General features: G+C 49.5%; 16 protein-coding genes, 1 tRNA gene and 2 pseudogenes. 18 read left to right on the top strand and 1 reads right to left on the bottom strand.

What is annotated here, in order from left to right; genetic code table 11:
- The first annotated feature begins 63 nt into the window (after positions 1 to 63).
- From EL645_RS03250 to EL645_RS03240, 3 genes are all read left to right on the top strand, one after another.
- Positions 64 to 1,533 (top strand): MFS transporter, encoded by a 1,470-nt coding sequence (locus tag EL645_RS03250; RefSeq protein WP_218031703.1) that lies wholly within the window; start codon positions 64 to 66, stop codon positions 1,531 to 1,533.
- A gap of 190 nt (positions 1,534 to 1,723) precedes the next feature.
- On the top strand, positions 1,724 to 2,110 hold the full coding sequence (locus tag EL645_RS03245; protein ID WP_126548697.1) for a hypothetical protein: 387 nt from the start codon (positions 1,724 to 1,726) through the stop codon (positions 2,108 to 2,110).
- A 161-nt stretch (positions 2,111 to 2,271) separates the two neighbouring features.
- A tRNA-His gene (locus tag EL645_RS03240) sits at positions 2,272 to 2,347 on the top strand.
- 153 nt (positions 2,348 to 2,500) lie between these two features.
- Here EL645_RS03240 and EL645_RS03235 read toward each other — a convergent pair.
- Entirely contained in the window at positions 2,501 to 3,292 is a 792-nt protein-coding gene (locus EL645_RS03235) for an LLM class F420-dependent oxidoreductase (protein ID WP_218031702.1), read from the bottom strand.
- A 314-nt stretch (positions 3,293 to 3,606) separates the two neighbouring features.
- Between EL645_RS03235 and EL645_RS03230 the strand changes: the two genes are divergently transcribed.
- The 15 genes and pseudogenes from EL645_RS03230 (at position 3,607) to EL645_RS03165 (ending at position 19,564) form a co-directional block, all read left to right on the top strand.
- Positions 3,607 to 4,617 carry a Gfo/Idh/MocA family protein gene (locus tag EL645_RS03230; protein ID WP_126548696.1) on the top strand — a complete coding sequence of 337 codons (1,011 nt, stop codon included), beginning with the start codon at positions 3,607 to 3,609 and terminating at the stop codon, positions 4,615 to 4,617.
- Between the two features lie 184 nt (positions 4,618 to 4,801).
- The gene (locus tag EL645_RS03225; protein ID WP_126548695.1) at positions 4,802 to 5,044 is read left to right on the top strand and encodes a hypothetical protein; all 243 of its coding nucleotides are present in this window, start codon (positions 4,802 to 4,804) and stop codon (positions 5,042 to 5,044) included.
- A 298-nt stretch (positions 5,045 to 5,342) separates the two neighbouring features.
- The gene (locus EL645_RS03220) at positions 5,343 to 6,233 is read left to right on the top strand and encodes an LLM class flavin-dependent oxidoreductase (RefSeq protein WP_161977066.1); all 891 of its coding nucleotides are present in this window, start codon (positions 5,343 to 5,345) and stop codon (positions 6,231 to 6,233) included.
- A gap of 250 nt (positions 6,234 to 6,483) precedes the next feature.
- The gene (locus EL645_RS03215; protein WP_126548693.1) at positions 6,484 to 8,811 is read left to right on the top strand and encodes a xanthine dehydrogenase family protein molybdopterin-binding subunit; all 2,328 of its coding nucleotides are present in this window, start codon (positions 6,484 to 6,486) and stop codon (positions 8,809 to 8,811) included.
- A gap of 724 nt (positions 8,812 to 9,535) precedes the next feature.
- Positions 9,536 to 10,870: an ABC transporter substrate-binding protein gene (locus EL645_RS03210; RefSeq protein WP_126548692.1), complete on the top strand. Its 1,335-nt coding sequence runs from the start codon at positions 9,536 to 9,538 to the stop codon at positions 10,868 to 10,870.
- A gap of 223 nt (positions 10,871 to 11,093) precedes the next feature.
- Positions 11,094 to 12,041, top strand: a complete 948-nt coding sequence (locus EL645_RS03205; protein WP_174845289.1) for a carbohydrate ABC transporter permease — start codon at positions 11,094 to 11,096, stop codon at positions 12,039 to 12,041.
- A 251-nt stretch (positions 12,042 to 12,292) separates the two neighbouring features.
- Positions 12,293 to 12,967, top strand: coding sequence for a carbohydrate ABC transporter permease (locus EL645_RS03200; RefSeq protein WP_218031701.1), 675 nt, complete (start codon positions 12,293 to 12,295; stop codon positions 12,965 to 12,967).
- Positions 12,968 to 13,129: 162 nt separating this feature from the next.
- Positions 13,130 to 14,230, top strand: coding sequence for a HEAT repeat domain-containing protein (locus EL645_RS03195; RefSeq protein ID WP_126548690.1), 1,101 nt, complete (start codon positions 13,130 to 13,132; stop codon positions 14,228 to 14,230).
- Between the two features lie 518 nt (positions 14,231 to 14,748).
- Positions 14,749 to 14,880, top strand: a pseudogene (locus tag EL645_RS42315) (rhodanese-like domain-containing protein); the annotation flags it as partial.
- A gap of 158 nt (positions 14,881 to 15,038) precedes the next feature.
- Positions 15,039 to 15,767 (top strand): molybdopterin-synthase adenylyltransferase MoeB, encoded by a 729-nt coding sequence (gene moeB / locus EL645_RS40590; RefSeq protein ID WP_218032038.1) that lies wholly within the window; start codon positions 15,039 to 15,041, stop codon positions 15,765 to 15,767.
- A gap of 149 nt (positions 15,768 to 15,916) precedes the next feature.
- Positions 15,917 to 16,189 (top strand): MoaD/ThiS family protein, encoded by a 273-nt coding sequence (locus EL645_RS03185; RefSeq protein WP_126548689.1) that lies wholly within the window; start codon positions 15,917 to 15,919, stop codon positions 16,187 to 16,189.
- A 12-nt stretch (positions 16,190 to 16,201) separates the two neighbouring features.
- A pseudogene (locus EL645_RS03180) lies at positions 16,202 to 17,135 on the top strand (PLP-dependent cysteine synthase family protein).
- Positions 17,129 to 17,557, top strand: coding sequence for a M67 family metallopeptidase (locus EL645_RS03175; protein ID WP_126548688.1), 429 nt, complete (start codon positions 17,129 to 17,131; stop codon positions 17,555 to 17,557). The pseudogene EL645_RS03180 and the gene EL645_RS03175 overlap by 7 nt, the downstream one beginning before the upstream one ends.
- Before the next feature lie 264 nt (positions 17,558 to 17,821).
- Entirely contained in the window at positions 17,822 to 18,646 is an 825-nt protein-coding gene (locus tag EL645_RS03170; RefSeq protein ID WP_126548687.1) for a hypothetical protein, read from the top strand.
- A 396-nt stretch (positions 18,647 to 19,042) separates the two neighbouring features.
- A complete protein-coding gene (locus EL645_RS03165; protein ID WP_126548686.1) occupies positions 19,043 to 19,564 on the top strand; it encodes a hypothetical protein in 522 nt (173 codons plus the stop codon).
- The last annotated feature ends 74 nt before the right edge of the window (positions 19,565 to 19,638 follow it).

Below are 19,638 nucleotides of genomic sequence, written 5' to 3'. Positions count from 1 at the left end.
TATCTCGAATACGATGCGTCATTATTAAGAACTTATTGTTGCACATTGTGAGAGGAGATTTCTGTGTCAACTTCACAAGAAGCGCTGAAGCAGCTTGATGAAAGTCCAATGTCTGGTTTTCATTTCAAAACAGTTATTACGGCAGGCATGGGATTTTTTACGGATGCTTATGATCTCTTTATTATCGGTGTGGTGACCTCTATATTGAAGGACACCTGGCATATCAATTCATTTGAGACTTCGATGCTCAGTAGTGTCGCCTTGCTGGCTTCGGTGCTGGGAGCAATTGTGTTTGGCCGTATCGCAGATACCATGGGTCGCAAGTTTATCTATGGCTATGAACTGCTTGTGCTGGCTGCAGGTGCTATCGCCTCGGCTCTCGCTCCTAATATTATCTGGCTTTTAATCTTCCGTTTTGTGCTGGGTGTAGGTATTGGCGGTGACTATCCTGTCAGCTCAACTCTGATGAGCGAATACTCTAATCGTAAAGATCGTGGTAAGTTGATCACATTTGTCTTCTCTACGCAGGCGCTAGGACTTATCATTGGTCCGCTTCTGACCTATATTCTATTGCAAAGCGGTGTGGATAAAGAATTGACATGGCGGCTAATTCTGGGCGTGGGGGCTATCCCTGCCCTGGCTACCTTCTGGCTGCGCCGTCAGATCTCTGAGACGCCGCGTTTTGCGCTGGCGCAGGGTGATAAGGCAGGTGTAACCCGCGCGGTTGAGATGGCTGAGGGCAAGCATCGCGATGCCGCAGAGGCTGGTGATAGCAGTGAGAGTCTTGTGCCCACTCAGCAACAACCGGCTGCCTCTACAGAAGAGCAACCGCAAAAGACAAGTTGGAAGGAACTATTCACGGTACGCCACTGGTTGATCTGGCTCATTGGTGCGGCGGGCACCTGGTTTCTGTTGGACATTGCATATTATGGCACCACTGTTTCAACGCCAATTGTCATTAAACTTTTCAGCCCCAAGACATCTTTAAGCACAAATATGCTCTATACGTTGCTCATTTTTGTGGTGGCTGCCCTCCCAGGGTATATCCTGGCCGCATTCACCGTAGATCGTCTGGGCCGTAAGCCGATTCAGTTAATAGGCTTTGCTGTGATGGCGCTCTCCTATGGGGTCCTGTTCATTTTCCCGCAATTGACAACGGTCACTATTCCATTCCTGCTCTGTTATGGACTGGCCTATCTGTTCACCGAATTTGGGCCGAATGTGACCACATTCCTCTATCCAGCTGAGATCTTTCCAGTGACTGTGCGTACTACCGCCCATGGTCTTGCCGCTGGCTTAGGAAAGTTTGGCGCTTTTATCGGGGCGTTTGTTTTTCCATTAATGCTGGCCTCTCCTAACTTCAAATTGCCCGGTGCGATGGGTGTGGCGGCGATCATCTGTCTGGCAGGTTTCTTCCTTACTTTTGTTTTGCCAGAACCAAAGCAAAAGTCGCTAGAGACCATCGAGAAAGAAGGTGACGCACTGGACGAAAAGTTGGAAAGTGGAAAAGACCAGACTGAGGTTTCGGCCTAGCTTATACGATAGAAACGTCTGGTGAGGAAGGGTGGGGCAGAGATTGCCCTGCCCTTTTTCTTTTGCCCTCTGGTACCAATTATCGCAACTCTTTTTGACGTAGAGGTAGATGGTGCTGTATAAGTAGAGGTATATATTCAATATGCTTATCTGTGACTCGTGATAAGTCAAATTGCTGCGAAAAGAGAAATTGAATGAAATTAACACGCCGTTCACGTCCCGTAGTATTACCACCTTTGCTCTTTTTGAGCTGATGGGATCGCTGGGCTGTCTTGTATTGCTACCTTTTACCGTTGCAGGCTCACGTGATTTTATTGCCCTTCTGCTGGGAGCGTTGCTCGGCTTTGTTGTTGTCTATAGCCTCTGGACCGTCCAATACTGGGCCTACTGGGCTACAGTAGCTTATGAGACCAGTGAAGTGCTTTATGAGCTTTTCTTGCTTACCCGGCCTGAATACAGAAATATTATACACATGTTTGGGCCCATCTTTGGCATTCTAATGAGCGCCCTGGCTCTCGGTTACCTTTTTCTGGATCGCTCGATCAAGCCGGTTTTTAATCGCACAGCCATCTCTTAGCTTTGTAGATGGACTGTAAGGCTCCTCAAAAGTGGTCAAATTCCACAGTTTTATTGAATTTTGCTGATTCTGAAAAAATTGCGCTGTTTAGCTATTGACAATTCGCAAGTGGTCCGGTATACTGTCGACGTGTTAAGAAATGAGCACACAAAAACAGTATGGTGACCGTAGCTCAATAGGCGGAGCTCTGGATTGTGGCTCCAGCGGTTGTGGGTTCGAGCCCCATCGGTCACCCCACTCAAAGCGATACATCCTTGATAAGATGTATCGCTTTTTTGTTTTCCTTTTACGTAGAATCAAATACTGGACTGTGGCGAGCTGGCAAAAAAAGACCAGGTGACTACAGATTTGTAGTCACCTGGTTTGCTTGTCAGGATAGCGCGCAAGCGTTTACTTGTGGGAGTCGCGCCAGCGTACCAGCTTCTCAACGGCTGCAAAGTCCCAGGGAGCGCCCAGGCCCAGAATGAGCTGGCTGACACCTGCATTGACGAGTGTATCGCGCTTCTCGTCGCTGTCGTCCTTATCGGTGCCACAGGTACGCTCGATCTCGTTGGGATCTCGTCCCTCTTTCGCACACCAATCGTTGAGTACTTCCATTTTGTGGGTGATGGTCTCGGCATCACCGAAGCCATGCCACAGGTCTGCATATTTGGCGGTGAGGCGCAGCGTTTTCTTTTCGCCACCACCACCGATCAGTATGGGAACCGAGCCACGGACAGGTTTGGGGACATCGACCTGCCAGCGTTCTTTAATAGTGGCCAGCGAGTCTTCGAGTGCACTCAGGCGACTGCCCGCTGTACCAAAATCATAACCATACTCTTTATAATCACGCTCGAACCAGCCAGCTCCAATACCAAGAATCAAGCGACCATTGGTGATATGATCGAGGGTCTTGGCCATATCGGCGAGTAAGGCTGGATTGCGGTAGGTGTTGCAGGTTACCAGACAGCCGATCTGAGCTTTGCTGGTGAGCATACCCATCGCTGTCAGCAAGGTCCAACCCTCAAAGTGGTTGCCCTGTGGATCGCCATAGAGTGGGAAGAAGTGATCCCAGTTCCAAATACTGTCTACGCCAATTTCTTCTACGCGTTTTACCGCATTAGCGAAGTCTTCGTATGAAGTGTGCTGTGGATGTAATTGAACACCCACTTTCAATGGATACTTTTTCGTTATCTGTGACACGAGACATCATACCTTTCTCAGTATAAGCAGTATAGAAATACCTATACTTCCATGATTGTATGCACGTTTTAACGCCGGTCGCAAGTTTCAGTATATTCCCTCCATGGCTTTTTTATGTTCCTCTTTGGCGCCTGCGGCCGCCCGCCCCACACACTCCACACCTGAAATGATGTCCATCGTATCGCTTGCTTGTGATCTTTGGACGAACATGATAGTCTCTCGCGATGCCCTGGTAGCAAACCGTGCTATTGAATCTGGTTGGCTGTTTTCGCTTATAATAGAGGGTGAGTTTGAGCGAAAGGATTTTTTAGGTTATGGAACCCAGGATTTTGATTCGAAAAGACCCCGTTCGTTGGGGCATTATCAGCGCGGCCAATATTGGTGTACGAGCAGTGGCACCGGCGCTTCAAGCCTCTTCTAATGGTAAGCTGGTAGCTGTTGGAAGCCGCGATACCAAACATGCTGCTGAAGTCTATGCCTTTGCCCCTAATGTACGTATATATGATTCCTATGAGGCGATTATTGCGGACCCTGAGATTGAAGCGGTCTATATTCCACTCCCTAATAGTTTGCATGCAGAATGGACTATCAAGGCCCTGCAAGCCGGCAAGCACGTGCTATGCGAGAAGCCACTGGCCATCACACGCGAGGAGGGTGAGGAGATGGTGCAGGTGGCGCGCGATAACCAGGTGTTGTTGATGGAGGCCTTCATGTATCGTTTCCATCCTCAGATCGTCTGGGCTCTGGAGCAGATCAGGACCGGCGTGATCGGTCCGGTCCGGCTGGTGCGCGCCTCTTTCTCCTTTGATATCCGCGCCCATGCCGAAAATATTCGTTTACAGCCCGACCTGGCTGGAGGGTCTTTGATGGATGTAGGTTGCTATCCTATCAACCTTTTCCGTGCTATTTATGATCGCTCCCCTCGTTCGGTCGCCGCGCGTGTACATGTAACTGGTCCTACCAGTGTCGATCTGGCTACCAATGCTGTACTGGATTATGGCGATGGCTGTTTTGGCGTCCTTGATTCTAGCTTTGGTTTACCTTCACGCCAGGGAGCAGAGATTATTGGCGAAGCCGGTATTATTACCTTGCCTGTCCCTTTTACGCCAGGCAATTATGATATGACCGCCTTTGTCACTAAAAATGGCCAGATGAGTGAGCAAAATTTTTCTGGTGTTGATCAATACCAGCTAGAAGTCGAGCATTTTTCACAGTGTATGCGGTCTAATCAGGATCCACAACTTTCTCTTAGCGAGACACTTGAAAACCTTGCTACTATCGAGGCCATTTATGAGGCGGCTGGTCACGATTGGCCTATCCTTTAAATGAATACCTGTAGCTTTAAACATAGGAATAAGGTATCCTCCTTGAAAAATAGCTATAACACTGCTTGTTTGTTGACGCAGCTTTAGTATCCATCTAGAATGGAAATAGTACCGAGCATAAGCAGACAAGAGATGAAATGTATCTGGTGAGACACTATCCCTTGCAGGGAAGGAGCCAACAACTATGGATGCAATCTTTGGACGTTACCGGGCTCGTATGGAAGAGGCTGGTTTGATCCTCAAGCACCCCTCGGGCATCAATTTTGATTTGACCCCTGAGGAGACATTGGGTTTACTGGATTTTATCACTGCTTATCGGCAGACGTTGTTGGCACTACAAGAGGAGCGCGATACCGATCCACGTATGGTGAGTATTGTGCTGGATAAAGACGATAAAGCGGGCGGTACACAACCCTTTAATCCTTAGTTTTACCGCCCCTGGCAACAACGCTGGATCGTGGTTAGCAGAGCCACTCTATCTCAGCGCTTGCCTTGATCGTTATGGTTCTTTCTTCAAGAAATAGTAAGCCAGGATGAAACCTACAATTTTCTCCTGGCTATAGGCGTCTGGCTGCCCTTTCTTTTTTCTCCTTCCTTGCTTCCTCTTCCCAAAACATGATAGGCTCAATTTGAGATAGATGTATCACGAGAGGATGCATATTTTCTATTCTGAGCAGGGTGGGTGTTTTTTGCATTTACCTTTACCAGGCAAAAAGATGGAGGTTATGATATTGGCTGCTGCTGAATTTGGTATCATGTTGCGACAGAATGACCCCGGTCATACATTGCACGAGTTGATGGATTTTAATCGCCGCTGTATTGAAGAATTGAAGGCGGGTTTTACCACGCTCTGGTTAGAGGATCATTTGCAGGTTAGTGAGACCGACGAACTGGAGTGCCTGACCACCCTGAGCTATCTGGCGGCCCAATATCCTCAGTTTAAGATTGGTTCACTGGTCTTGTCTCAATCTTATCGCAATCCAGCTTTACTGGCCAAGATGGCTGCCAACCTGCAGGCTCTGACAGGAGGGCGTTTAATACTGGGCATCGGTGCGGGTTGGAAAGAGGATGAATATAAAGCGTATAATTTCCCATTCCCGCCTGTGAAGACGCGCATGGAAGAGTTAGAGGATGCGATTCGGGTGTTGCGCACGATGTGGACTGTACAGCCAGCAACCTATGAAGGTTCGCATTACCAGGCGCATGAGGCTTATTGTGCTCCCCGGCCTGATCCGGCTATTCCTTTGCTGGTTGGCGGTGGTGGCGAACAACGTACCCTGGCCATTGTGGCGCGACATGCAGATTGGTGGAACTTTAATTCCTGTACGGTAGAGGAATATGAGCGCAAACTCGGAATTCTGCGTCAGCATTGCGAGCGCATCGGCCGCGATGCCTCCGAGATTACCTTATCCTATTTGAGTACCCTCAGCGTGTCGGATGATCTTGCGAAGGTCAAGCGCAATCCAAACAAACATTTTATTGCAGGCAACACTGAGGAAGTGATACGTGAGCTTGAACAGTTTCGCGCTATCGGTGTCTCGCACTTTATGTTCCGTATCCTGGATGTGGAATCCTTGCAACATTTTGTGGCCCGTGTGGTGCCGCATTTCGTATAGTTTTGATTGTTTGCTTGGATGGTAGTGCTTGTGTCTGACATGAAACCCATGTGTGTGATACACTGCTTAAATGAAGATCTATTTAAGTCCTAAAAAGCTCTACATGGCGATGGGCCTTTAGTTTAAGCCCTTTTGCCCCTGCCTTTTTCCGCTGCTTTCCGTCAGCCACCAATTGGTGAGGAAAGCACATCGCCCATAACTGGTGAATGTATGTACTGTGTTAGATCATCTTATGGAGTATTTTCCTGATATGACGCAAACAATTGATCCTGAGACAAATCATCTGGCGGTTGGTAAGCCCACGCGCCGTTTAGATGCCGAAGAGAAACTGACGGGACGTGCACGCTTTTCTGGTGATATGTCTTTTCCGGGCTTACTTCATGCGCGTCTGGTGTTAAGTCCTTATGCACATGCCCGTATTGTCTCAATTGATACTGCAGCAGCCCTGGCTATCCCAGGTGTGGTTGCGGTTTATACGGCAGACACGCTGAAAATGGCTAAATCACACGAGAGCTCTCGCTCGCAGTCGCCACTGGCTCGTGGTGAGGCGTTCTGGTGTGGACATCCTGTGGCTATTGTGCTGGCAGAATCCGAGGCTCTGGCAGAGGATGGCGCGGCGGCGGTTGATGTTGATTATGATCCATTGCCAGTAGTAATTGATCCATTGGCGGCGTTGCAGCCTGATTCTCCATTGACACGGCCGCGCTCCGAGGATGAGACCTCTGAAATCGCTGGCGGTGGTACCCATGCCGACGTTGGGACCGCGCAGGCTGAGGAAGAAGAGCAAGAGGAGCTATCACTGAATGTCAGTGATCGGGTGCATATGCACTCGGGAGACATTGAGGCCGGTTGGCGTGAGGCTGACGTGGTGGTTGAACGTAGCTATCGCACACGTTCGGTTCACCAGTCCTATCTGGAGCCACAATCGATTACGGTCGTTCCCAGCAAAGGCAGCCATAAAATGACGGTCTATGCCAGTAGCCAGGGACTATATAGCGCGCGTTCCGATATCTCGGATGCCCTGGCTTTGCCGGAGCGGCAGATTCTGGTTGAGCCTGTGCCGATTGGTGGTGCCTTCGGTGGTAAGTTTGGTTTGATCGAGCCTCTGGCGGCGGCGGCGGCTTATGCTACACGCAAGCCGGTACGCATGGTTTATACGCGCCAGGACGATCTGCTGGCTGGCAATCCTGCCCCACAATCCTTTATTACGGTCAAGTTAGGTGCTAAGCGCGATGGTACCCTGGTGGCTCTGCAGGCTAAAATTATCCTTGATGCAGGTGCTTTTCCAGGTGCGGCGGCCGGACTGGCTGGCTACCTGATGTCGAGCGTTTATCGCTGTCCCAATACTGATATTCGTGGCTATGAAGTTCTGACCAATAAGGTCAGTGTGGGTGCCTATCGTGCTCCTGATGCTCCACAGACGGCCTTTGCCCTTGAATCGACCGTGACTGACTTGTGTCATGAATTGCAGATCGATCCACTTGAGTTCCGCAGGCAGAATGGCTTGCGCGGCGGTGATCCTTCGGGCAATCCTCGCCATCCCGTTTTGCCGCCGCTGGGCTTGATGGAATGCCTGGATGGTATTGAGCAGCATCCTTTGTGGAAAGAGCGCCACGCACAGAAAGAGGTGCCCGCGGAACTGGCTGGTTGGAAGATCGGTATTGGCCTGGCTGTTGGTGGTTGGCCCGGTGGAAATGATGCCGCCGCCGCCGCCTGTCGTCTGGAATCAGATGGCACGGTCTCTGTAGTGATTGGTACCGTAGATCTGACCGGTTCTGATACCTCGCTGGCTTTGATTGCGGCCGAGGCCATTGGTCTACCTGCTTCTCAGGTCAACATTGCCCATGATGCTACCGACACGATGCCTTATAGTGGTGGCACAGGTGGTAGTAAGACAATTTATTCGATGGGACCTGCGGTGCAGGCAGCGGCGCAGCAGGCTCGCCAGCAGATCTTGCAGATTGCCAGCGATATGCTGGAGGCAGCCGTGGATGACCTGGAGTTCAAGGACGATAACGTGGTAGTCAAAGGCGTGCCAGGCAAGGCCCTGTCGCTGCAAAAGATTGCCCGTGCTTCGACCAGCTTTAGTCGTCGCGGACCTGTCTATGGTCAGGGACGCACGCCAACTCCTGATAATTCGCCCATGTATGCGGCCCACCTGGCCAAAGTGGCGGTTGATCCCGATACCGGCGAGGTGCGGGTACTGGATTATGTGGCGGCTCAGGATGTCGGTCGAGCAATCAACCCACCCGCCGTCGAAGGACAGATCCATGGCGGTGTCACCCAGGGACTTGGCTGGGCACTCTTTGAAGGCCTGGAGCATGATGAAGACGGTCAGCTTTTAACGGCTACCTTTATGGATTATGCCCTGCCGCATAGTTTTGATGTCCCTAACATCACCCCGCTGCTGATCGAAGTTCCTTCAGGCATCGGTCCTTATGGTGCCAAAGGTGTGGGTGAGCCACCGGTTATCCCGGTTGCTGGCGCCATTGCCAACGCTATCTATGATGCAGTTGGCGTGCGTCCTGCTGAGCTTCCGATGACACCCGAGCGTATCTTTAACGCGCTCCATCAATAGTAAAATCCATACTCTAAAAAGAGCGCCTGCATATTCTATTCACTGTAGAATATGCAGGCGCTCTTTTTAGAGTATGGATTGGTATCCCCTCTGGCCTTCCCCATTATAGATGAGAGTAGATTTTGCTTTCCCGGGTTGTTGCGGGAGAGAGATGTAAGGCCAGATTTATCGATTTTTTTGGATGAAGAGATTATCCAGTTCATACCATCAAATAGTTGACTTGGCACCTATTTGATGGGTTTTTTCGTCGTGATATGAATATAAATGTAATAAATTATTTAATTGTAGAATAAAATCGTTTTTTACTATGCTTTGATATGCTGTCAATATTGACAGCTATCGAGGTTGATGCTAATCTTAGCATATATAAAATAACACAAATGATATATGTTTTCTGTGTGGAAATAGTATCTAGATCATTTGTGTGTATCTGATTTACCATCAAAAAGGTACCCTGTGGCTATCTCATTTCTAACATGTGAAGTACGATGCTGCATTATCACTAGATATGGATTTCTTTGCCGCAGGGTAGGAAACTCTGTCCTCTCTATACGTAGCTTGCCAGCTAGATGCTTTTCTAGAGGGTAAGCAGAGAGCATTCTGCGTTTTTTTGTAGATAGGTTCTTTTGTCTATAGACACTGAAAAGCCTATCGCTGTTGGCGTACTATCGAGAGGTAAGTGCCAATTACCTGCCGGTAGTAGCTCAAAGGAGAGTAATCATTTATGCAGTCTCGTTTCCATCTTCGTCGCCCGCGTATTACAAACCTCGCGTGTTTGTTCCTGGCGGCGTTTCTACTGCTGCCAGCTTTAGCCGCTTGTGGTGGTTCTTCTAGCACTGGGAGCGATACCAGTAATGGACCTGTCACTCTGACTTTCCAATCCTGGGTCCCTGGTATGCAAAATGCGGTTGATCGCTTCAACAAAAGTCATCCGAATATTCAAGTCAAATGGGAGTCGGTCCCTGCCGGTAATAACGGTACCTACGCAAAAATGTTTACAGCCATCAAAGCTAAGAATGCGCCTGATCTGGGCCAGGTGGAATATCAGTTTCTACCAACCTTCGAGGCTACCGGTGGTTTGCTTGATCTTTCCCAGTATGGGGCTGGTTCACTCCAGAATAAATTCTTACCCTGGACCTGGAATCAGGTAAAGCAGGGTAGCGCTATTTATGCTATTCCTCAGGATACCGGTCCAATGGCGATGTTCTATCGCGCTGACCTGTTCCAGAAATACAACATCCCTGTCCCCACAACCTGGGATGAATATGCTCAGGCGGCTGAAAAGTTGCATGCCGCTGATCCTAATGCTTACATCACATCCTTCCCACCGAAATCACAGGGCTGGTTTATTGGTATGATCTGGCAGGCTGGTGGTCGCTGGTTCAATATCAATGGCGACTCCTGGAAAGTGGGTATCAATGATGCAACCTCCAAGAAAGTTGCTGACTACTGGCAGGGTCTACAAGACAAGAAACTGGTCAAAAACGATCCTGACTTCGCCCAGGCCTGGTATAACGATTTGAACACCGGTCAGGTGGCGACCTGGGTTTCTGCTGTCTGGGGTGCCAACACTATTCTCTCGAATGCTCCTAAGACCGCTGGCGACTGGCGTGTCGCTCCAATGCCTCAGTGGAATGCTGGCGGTAATGTTGCCGGTAACTGGGGTGGCTCGACCACTGTAGTCTTCAGCAATACCCAGCATCCAAAAGAGGCTGCTGAGTTTGCCATGTGGCTCAACTCCAACTCTGATAGCGTCAATGACATGGTCAAATCTGCCCAGATTTACCCTGCTTTGACCTCTGCTCTCAACATTGCTACCGCTGATGATGTCAAAAAATTCTATAGCGGTCAGGATATCAATCAGGTCTTTAGATCTGCTGCCAGTCAGGTGGATGATCAGTTCCAGTGGGGACCAACCATGAACGACGTGTTCACGGCGATGTCTGATAGCTTCAGTGATGCCGTCAATGGTAAAGGCACATTGAGCTCTGCACTGGATAACATTCAATCCTCTATAGTTCAGGGTATGCAGAAACAGGGCTTTAAAGTATCAAAGTAGGTAGACATTAGAGCAAGCTCCCACTCCCCAATGGCCGATGATGGTGATTGCCGCAGTCGGCTATTGGGGTTCCCCTACGATTAGAACTGGTTATGCGATACACGCTTTATCTGCTCTAAGCAAAGTATTCATCGCCTTTTGCCCGATCTATTTCTATTGTAAAAAAGATTGGTTGCCATTGTTCTTATTGCCAGGGGATAGGGATCAGAGAGGATGTATGTTTATGGCAGTTGCGACCTCCAGGACTGAGGGAATCTCTAAGCCGCGACGTGTGCAGTCGCGGACGCGTTTCCAGCGTAAAACGCTGACTCCCTATCTGTTCTTGACGCCTTTTTGTGTGATGTTTGTGCTGTTTTTTGTGGTGCCAATTTTCTATGCAGTATATCAGAGTTTGTTTCGCACTCAGCGTAGTGGGTTGGGCCTGGGAGCTCCTACAGTAGTTTTCGCGGGCCTGAGTAACTATCAGCAGGTATTGACTGATCGCAATTTCTTTGAAGGTATTGGTCGCATGCTGTTGTTTGGTATCGTTCAGGTACCAGTGATGTTGGGGCTGGCTCTTTTACTGGCATTGTTGTTGGATGCGGCGACAGTACGCTTTAAATCCTTTTTCCGGGTCGCATTCTTTATTCCGTATGGTGTTCCTGGAGTAATTGGTGCGCTCCTATGGGGATTTCTGTATGATCCTCAATTGAGCCCCCTGGTGCAAGGATTACATGCGCTGGGTATTAATATCAATTTCTTGAATGGGAATACTATTCTCTGGTCAATGGCTAATATCGTTACCTGGACCTATACCGGCTACAATATGCTGATTATTTATGCCTCCCTGCAAGCGATCCCGACGCAACTATATGAGGCGGCTGGCCTGGATGGCTGTTCGGCTATTGGCATTGCCTGGCGCATTAAAATACCTATGGTTGCACCCGCGCTGATCCTGACCTGTGTACTCTCAGTGATCGGCACATTGCAGCTCTTTACCGAGCCTCAGGTGTTATCGCAGGTGTCTAATAGCATCACCAGCTCTTTTACGCCAAACCTCTATGCCTACTTTATGGCTTTTAGCAACAATAATTATAACTATACCGCGGCACTATCAGTGGTACTGGCTGTGGTTACATTTATCTTTTCCTTTGGGTTCTTGCGTCTGACCCAGCGGCAGTCAGGAGTGTAAGTAATCATGGTAACAACAACTACAAAATCACAGGGGCCAGCTGCTACATTGAAGGTGAAGCACGCCCATTCACGCCGGCGAGTGCGTCCCGGCAGTGTGCTGGCCATGGCCATCCTGTTTGTGCTCTCAGTTTACTTTCTCTTGCCGTTATACTGGTTGTTAATCTCAGCCACCAAGAGTTCCGGGGATCTTTTTAGCACCTTTGGCCTCTGGCTTGCCCCAATTTCAATCTGTGGACCAATATACAGCATGTGTTCGCCTATAATAATGGTTCATATCTGCTCTGGCTTGGGAACTCATTCTTCTATGCCATTGTCAGCGCGGGGATTGGAACGTTGTTCTCATCGATGGCTGGCTATGCGCTGGCGAAATTCACTTTTAAGGGTCGCAATGCCATCTTCTCGATCATCCTGGGTTCGATTCTGGTGCCGGCACCGGCGCTGGTCTTGCCACTTTATCTTTTGATGAGCGGCTTTCACCTGACTGATACCTACCTTGCCATCATCTTGCCCAGTATCGTCAGCCCCTTTGGTGTCTATCTATCGCGTATCTATGCTGATGGTTCGGTACCCGATGCACTGCTTGATGCGGCGCGCGTGGATGGTTCCAGTGAGTTCAGGACCTACTGGTCAATAGCTATGCGCATCATGTCACCCGCACTGGTCACTGTTTTTCTCTTCCAATTCGTGGCCGTCTGGACCAACTACTTCCTGCAGTATGTCATGATCAGCAACTCCAATCTGTTCCCGGTAACCGTTGGGTTGCAACTGTGGAATTCGTCCTATACCAGCGGCGGAGTGCAGCAGTACGTCTATAGCATCCTGGTCACGGGCTCGCTACTCTCGATTTTGCCGCTGATTATTGGCTTCCTATTGTTACAGCGCTACTGGCGCAATGGTCTGACCCTGGGCAGTGTTGTTGGCTAGTTTGATGCCTGCCCACATCCTCTAACCATAAATATATCTCTTGCTCGTGTGGGCCGAAGCCTGCACGGGCAAGAGATATGATATACTTTAGTGTAGTCTCTTTTTTTAATCTTCCTCTCTGACGGTGCGTTGTTCAAATCCTTTTTATTAGGAGAAATTACGATGACGCCCCATTCAGATCCTTATTCTCAAAACTACCATGATATAGAGCAGCAACCCGCCTCGGCTTCGATGCCACCGGCTTCTGATATCACGCCACCTATGGGAGAGACGCCCCCGCAGGTGTTAGCTGAGCAGGCTGCCGAGGGCCACCGTGGCGCAGCCTGGCGCTTGATGATCTGGATCCTTAAAAATGATTCACGCGCGGTGGTTGCCGTTTCCTCATTAGATGATGATCGCCTGGCTCGTAATCTTTTAGAGTTTATTGCTCTGGGTACCTGGGCTGGTAAGCCATTTGTGGTCCCGTTACCGCTGCGCTCTCCTTATGCTCGTACGCGTTTGCGCACCCTTTTTATGCCGGGCGCTGGCATGGATAGCGAACGTGCACACCGGGTCTTGATGGCTGGTATGCATTCTCCTGACCCGCACATGCGTGAGAATGCAGCTTATCTGCTCGGCCAGATCGGAAATCGCAATGATGTTCCGATCTTGATGAACGCATTAAAAGATCCCTCACCAGGAGTACGCTTACAGGCCGCGAGAGCTCTGGGACGCTTAAGAGCGGTTGAGGCTGTGCCTGCCCTACTGAGTGCATTGCATAGCGCTGACGAACTGCTGGGGGCCCAGATCTTTCATGCCCTGGTGCAGATTGGGGTTCCGGCCGTACCGGCTTTAATTGCTGAGAGCAGTAGCCTTTCAGCCTGGACACGCTGGCATTGTGTGCGTGCTCTGGGAGAAATCAACGACGCACGAGCCATCCCGACCCTGGCCCAGAGCTTGAATGATCCCGATCATGGCGTGGCCTGGATGGCCGCGAAAGAACTTATTCAATTTGGTAAATTAATTGTCGTACCCACGCTGCAGGTATTGCTGTCCAAAGATACCTCACCCTGGTTGGCCGAGACGGGCTCGTATGTATTGCATCAGCTCTACATGCGCTATCGAAAATTGAAGCCTTATCTGGCACCTCTGGTGCAGGAGATGCAACAACCATCTTTCAAGATTGGTACCGCTTTAGCTGCCCAGAAGACGTTGCAGAAAATAGAGAACGACAAAGTATTACAGCAAACGACACAAGAGCTCTCAGCTACCGAATGGAGCTGATCTAGCAAAACCAACCGTGCTCAGTAGAGGTGTGGGCATGGTTGGTTTTATATTGCTAGAAATGCAGCTTTTGGGAATAATCGACAACCTCACCATGTTTGTATAAACGAGAATACATAAAATTAAAAAAAGTCTGACCATAAGAGGATATGTATGGAGTGATAGAGGTGTGGGGGGTTGGAAGGGGACATCGAATACCAGTGGCACCTTCTCTCGCCACTGCAGGCGGCTAACAACGCTATCAGGAAGCGTGATCAGTTAGCTCAGCTTTCTTGACAAGAAAAAATCATACATGGTACTCTTTGGTTAGCAAGCTTAAAACTAATTTGATATACTTAGTCAACATTGAGGTGATGTAACATGGGTGATGCTTTTCGCGAGATATTGCGGCAAGCACGGCAACATGTACCCGAATGGTCTGCGTCCCAGGTGAATGAGGCATTGAATCAGCGTAAGCAGGGTGATGCAGATTTCACACTGGTAGATGTACGTGAAAAGACCGAATGGAATGAGGATATATTCCCGGTGCGGTACATGTTCCTCGGGGACATCTTGAATCACAGATTGAAGAGACGGTCCCTGATAAATCGAAACGGGTTGTCCTATATTGTGCTGGCGGTGTTCGCTCACTCATGGCAGGAAATACCTTGCAGCAGATGGGTTACACGGATGTCGTGTCTATGGCCGGCGGTTTTGGGCAGTGGAAGGGCAGTGGTCTGGGCTTTACACAGCCACGCACACTGAACGAGGCCCAGTCGAAGCGCTATAGCCGTCACTTGCTGGTCCCTGAGGTCGGCGAGCAGGGTCAATTGAAACTGCTCGATTCAAAAGTCCTCTTTATCGGTGCGGTGGCCTGGGTTCTCCTTCGGCTCTCTACCTGGCTGCGGCCGGCGTTGGCACCATTGGCATTATTGATGCCGATGTCGTGGATGATAGTAACCTGCAACGCCAGGTTATTCACAATACAGAGCGTATTGGCCAGTATAAAGCCGAGTCGGCTCGCACAACCATCAATGCGCTGAATCCCGACGTCAAGGTTGTCACTTATATCGAGCGCCTGGATGAAACCAACGTTAAGCAATTGGTCTCTGAATATGATCTGATTATTGACGGTACCGATAATTTCCCCACGCGTTATATGCTGAATGATGCGGCTCTTATCTTCAATAAGCCAGTTGTCCATGGTAGCGTTTTCCGCTTTGAGGGACAGGTTACGGTGTTCAAGCCGTATGATGGACCTTGCTATCGCTGTCTATATCCAGAGCCCCCACCCCCAGCACTGGCTCCTAGCTGTGCCGAGGCTGGTGTACTAGGTGTTCTGCCTGGTATTATTGGCCTGTTACAGGCGACTGAGGCCATTAAAGTATTGTTGGGTATTGGCGAGCCTCTGGTTGGCCGTTTATTGACCTACGATGCGTTGTCTGGTGAATTTATGGAGTTGCGCCTCTTCCGCGATCCTAAATGTGAAGCCTGCGGTGAGCATGGGCATCCAGAAGATCTGCCTACATACGCAGATGTTTGTGCGATACCTGCATAATCAATAGCAATTGTAGGTGTGTGGAGGGCGTTGAGCCCTCTACCTGGGAGTACAGAGGCCTGTACTCCCAACTCTTCCCTTTATTCTTCTCGCCGTCAATGGCGGTAATAGACTTGAAATTCATTATTATTTTTGTTGGAGGGAGCATTATGGCAACTATCCGTTTAGCACCAGTTTTACGCTCATATGCGGGCGGTTCCAAACAAGTTAGCGCACAGGGGAGCACCCTGGGTGAAGTGCTGACCAACCTGTATCAGAGCCATCCATCGTTGAAAGAGCAGATCCAGCCCGAGCAAGATCTGAGCCGTTTTGTGAATGTGTATGTCAATGACCAGGATGTTCGTTATCTGCAGGGTCTGGAGACCGCTGTGGGCGCGAATGATACCATTACCCTTTTGCCAGCTATGGCGGGTGGGCGCTAGGAGAGAAGACGTATGCGCTATGGCAGCTTATTAGAGACAATTGGAAATACGCCGCTTGTCGAACTAAAGAGCTTCAGCCCGCGTCCAGGGGTGGAGATTTATGCCAAGCTTGAAGGTAGTAATCCTACGGGCAGTGTGAAGGATCGTGTCGCGAAGAAGATGATTGAAGAGGCTGAGGAGAGTGGCAAGCTACATCCTGGCTCGATTTTGTTGGAACCGACAAGCGGCAATACGGGCATTGCTCGCAATGATCGCTCGCATTAAAGGCTACCAGTTTGTGGCTGTAATGCCTGATAATGTGACGAGTGAACGTAGGCAGATGCTTGAGCTGTATGGCGCAAAAATCATCTATTGTGATGGAAGTCAGGGCAGTAATGGGGCGGTTAGAAGGGCTAAAGAACTGGTACAGGAAGATGATCGCTATGTGATGCTCTATCAATATGGTAATCCGGCCAACCCACGAGCCCATTATGAGGGTACGGCGGTTGAGATTATCCAGGATCTTCCCGATATTGATGTCTTTGTGGCAGGCCTGGGTACCGGCGGTACGCTGACTGGAAATGCGCGTCGCTTGAAAGAATATAATCCTGCCATCAAGGTTGTGGCCGCCGAGCCCCAGCAGGGAGAGGGGGTACAGGGCCTGCGCAGCTTACAGGATGGTTTTGTGCCACCTGTGCTGGATCAGTCGTTGCTGGATGGCAAGATCCTGGTTTCTAGTGGGGATTCTATTCGCCGTACACGCCAATTGAAAGATCAAGAAGGCATCTTTGCTGGTCCATCCTGTGGTGCGTCTCTGCATGCGGCTTTGCGCGTTGCGAGCAGCATGGAGCGCGGTAAGATTGTGGTTTTGCTGGCCGATGGTGGTTGGAAGTATCTGAGTGAAGATCTCTGGACGCGCCCGGTAGAGCAGATCGAAGATACGTTAGAGGCAAAAATATTATGGTAGCTGAAGCAAGTTTTGTGGTGCATATTCCTGCGACCATCTATCAAGAGATGGTCGAGCATGTCAGTGCAGGATATCCTAATGAGACCTGTGGTGCATTGGGTGGTGTGGATGAGCGAGCGGTCAAGCACTATCCGACCGCGAATGCCGCTGAGCGACCCGATGATTTTTCTATTATTGGCTCAGCTGATCTGTTGCGCATCTATGATGATATCAGTAAATATGATGGCGATTTGATCTATTATCATTCACATCCCATTACTGAAGCCTATCCATCTCTACGGGATATCGAGCATGCAAAGCATAACGGCTATCTCTATATTATCTTTTCTCACCGTCACCATCCCGATCTACCCTATGCCCGCGTCTTCAAGATCGATCTGCAGGGCCAGGTCACTGAAGGTGAGATCAGCATAGATGAGTAGCCTGGCGTGCCAACCTACGCACGTGTGCTGACGAACCTGAGCTGTTTTTAGCGTGTGGTGTGGTAAATGTGTATGGCACATTTACCACACCACACGCTAAAAACATTTTTTTGTCTTGAAGGTACGAGCGCGTGCACTTATAGTGCTATGCTTGTTTGCTTTTTCCTTCTTTTTTCCTGTCAAGCTAAACTGTCTCCCTCTTAGCACTTTCACACGTGCTTTAAGCGTATCTCATATTTGCGCATACCAGAAAGGGGGACGTTTATGGCAGCCCGGACCGATCTGCCAGATCTGGTGGTGCAGAAACTGGCAGCTTTTGACCAATTACAGCCCGAGTTTGAGCGGTGTTTTCTTTTTGTTGAGCATATCCAGGGGAGGCAGCGTTTCAACTCCCTATCAGTGGCTGATGTCGTGCGCTATTTGCACGCACTATGGGTTAGTGAATGTAAAACCAGCCTGCTGAGTATCTCACGTACCGTGAAAGAATATGATGGCTTGTTTTGCCTGAATTTGTTGCAGCGCTGGCAGGAAGACGAAGATGTTGCCGCCGTGGTCAGTTTCCTTTATCGTAAGCTGGACATGTTGCCTATTGCAGATATTACGCGGCAGATTCAGGAGGCTCACAGAGCAGGGACCCGGGCAGAACAAATACAACGCCTGGTTTATGGGCGACAGGTCATGTTGACTCGTCAGAGCAACTTGATCCAGATGTTGGATGCCCTCTTTTCTCTATCACCGGAAGAACTATCCCACCAGGTTCAGCAAGCCTGCGCATCTTATGGCCATCTGCCCGCACAGATTGAGCAACAACGTGCAGCTATGCAGGGACCGCTTTATGCTTTTGCACCCCACCAGGTTCTGGCCGAGCGCAATATGCTGGTAATGAACACACTGGCACGTCAGACCGTAGATCGTCCAGCCAATCCATCCGCGCAACGGACTTCGCCCGTCCAACAATCTGAGACTTATCCTCAACCATTGGCTGAAACTGTGATCCCTAATTATCAAGACATGACCTCGTCGGCGTATAATAATCTCATGCAGGATCGTTTTGTGGAACCATCGATAGCGGAACATCAATCTCCGTAAGGAGGAGGCCCTCCATGAATGACAGGCATGCTAAGAAACGAACATGGCTGATTACCGGAGCCTGGTTTGGCACCATCGCTCTGATCGGCGTTTTAAAGCGGATCATGGATAAACAGCAAGCCTCTTAGCTTATTAATTAATGCCTATGCGGTAGCTTTTTTCTTAGTTGTTGCTGATGTATAGAGGAGATGTGGTAGAGCCACGTTCCTGGTATACCAGCAACTTCAAACGAGTGCCGCAGGCGCGAGTACAGCGTTTTGAAAATTGCCTTCAAGGCAATTTTCAAAACGCTGTGTCTCTTTTTTTCCTGTTTTCTCGTGACAACAAAGAAGCTATCGGTATTTCGCAGAGATAGAACTGTATCTGTTGATCGTAAGAAGGAGGATGGTGATATCTATGCTATCGAAGCCCCTTATCGCTGTTTTTGACAATTACGCTCATGCGGAACATGCAGTTCATCAACTGCATCAATGTGGTATTGCGCGCAAAAACATTCAGTGCACTCGTAAAACAGACAACTGGAAGCTTTTACATATACTCAGTAGACGTCATGAAAGCTTTGAAGCTTTAGAGGCGGACCTGGAGTCTATCGGGATCTCGCAGACCGAGATTCATTATTATGAGCGTGCTTACGAGGCGACGAAGACATTGCTGGTTGTGCGGGCCGGTATATATTATGAGCAGGCTAAAATCATCCTCGCCAGCCATGGTGGTTACGACTATGCGACTCACCCACAACTCTCCTTTGCGTCTGCGACCAGTTCTGCTATGAGGATTGAAGACTGTTCTCAGGCCGACACCGCTTTTACCTCAGATGGCGTCAAGGCCATGCAGGTTGACCCCAATGTGATCGATGCTGACGTTACCCATGCTCTCCATCTCCTTAATGAAAAAAACCAGGGTGACCTTCACCCATGAAGGTGAAACCGGGCAATGACGATGATCGTCATTGCCCGGTTTCACCTTCATAAGAATATTCTTGTTTTCTTCCA

Source organism: Dictyobacter kobayashii (genome assembly GCF_003967555.1).
GTDB classification, from domain to species: domain Bacteria; phylum Chloroflexota; class Ktedonobacteria; order Ktedonobacterales; family Ktedonobacteraceae; genus Dictyobacter; species Dictyobacter kobayashii.
This window is presented reverse-complemented; position numbering and strand designations above follow the sequence as displayed.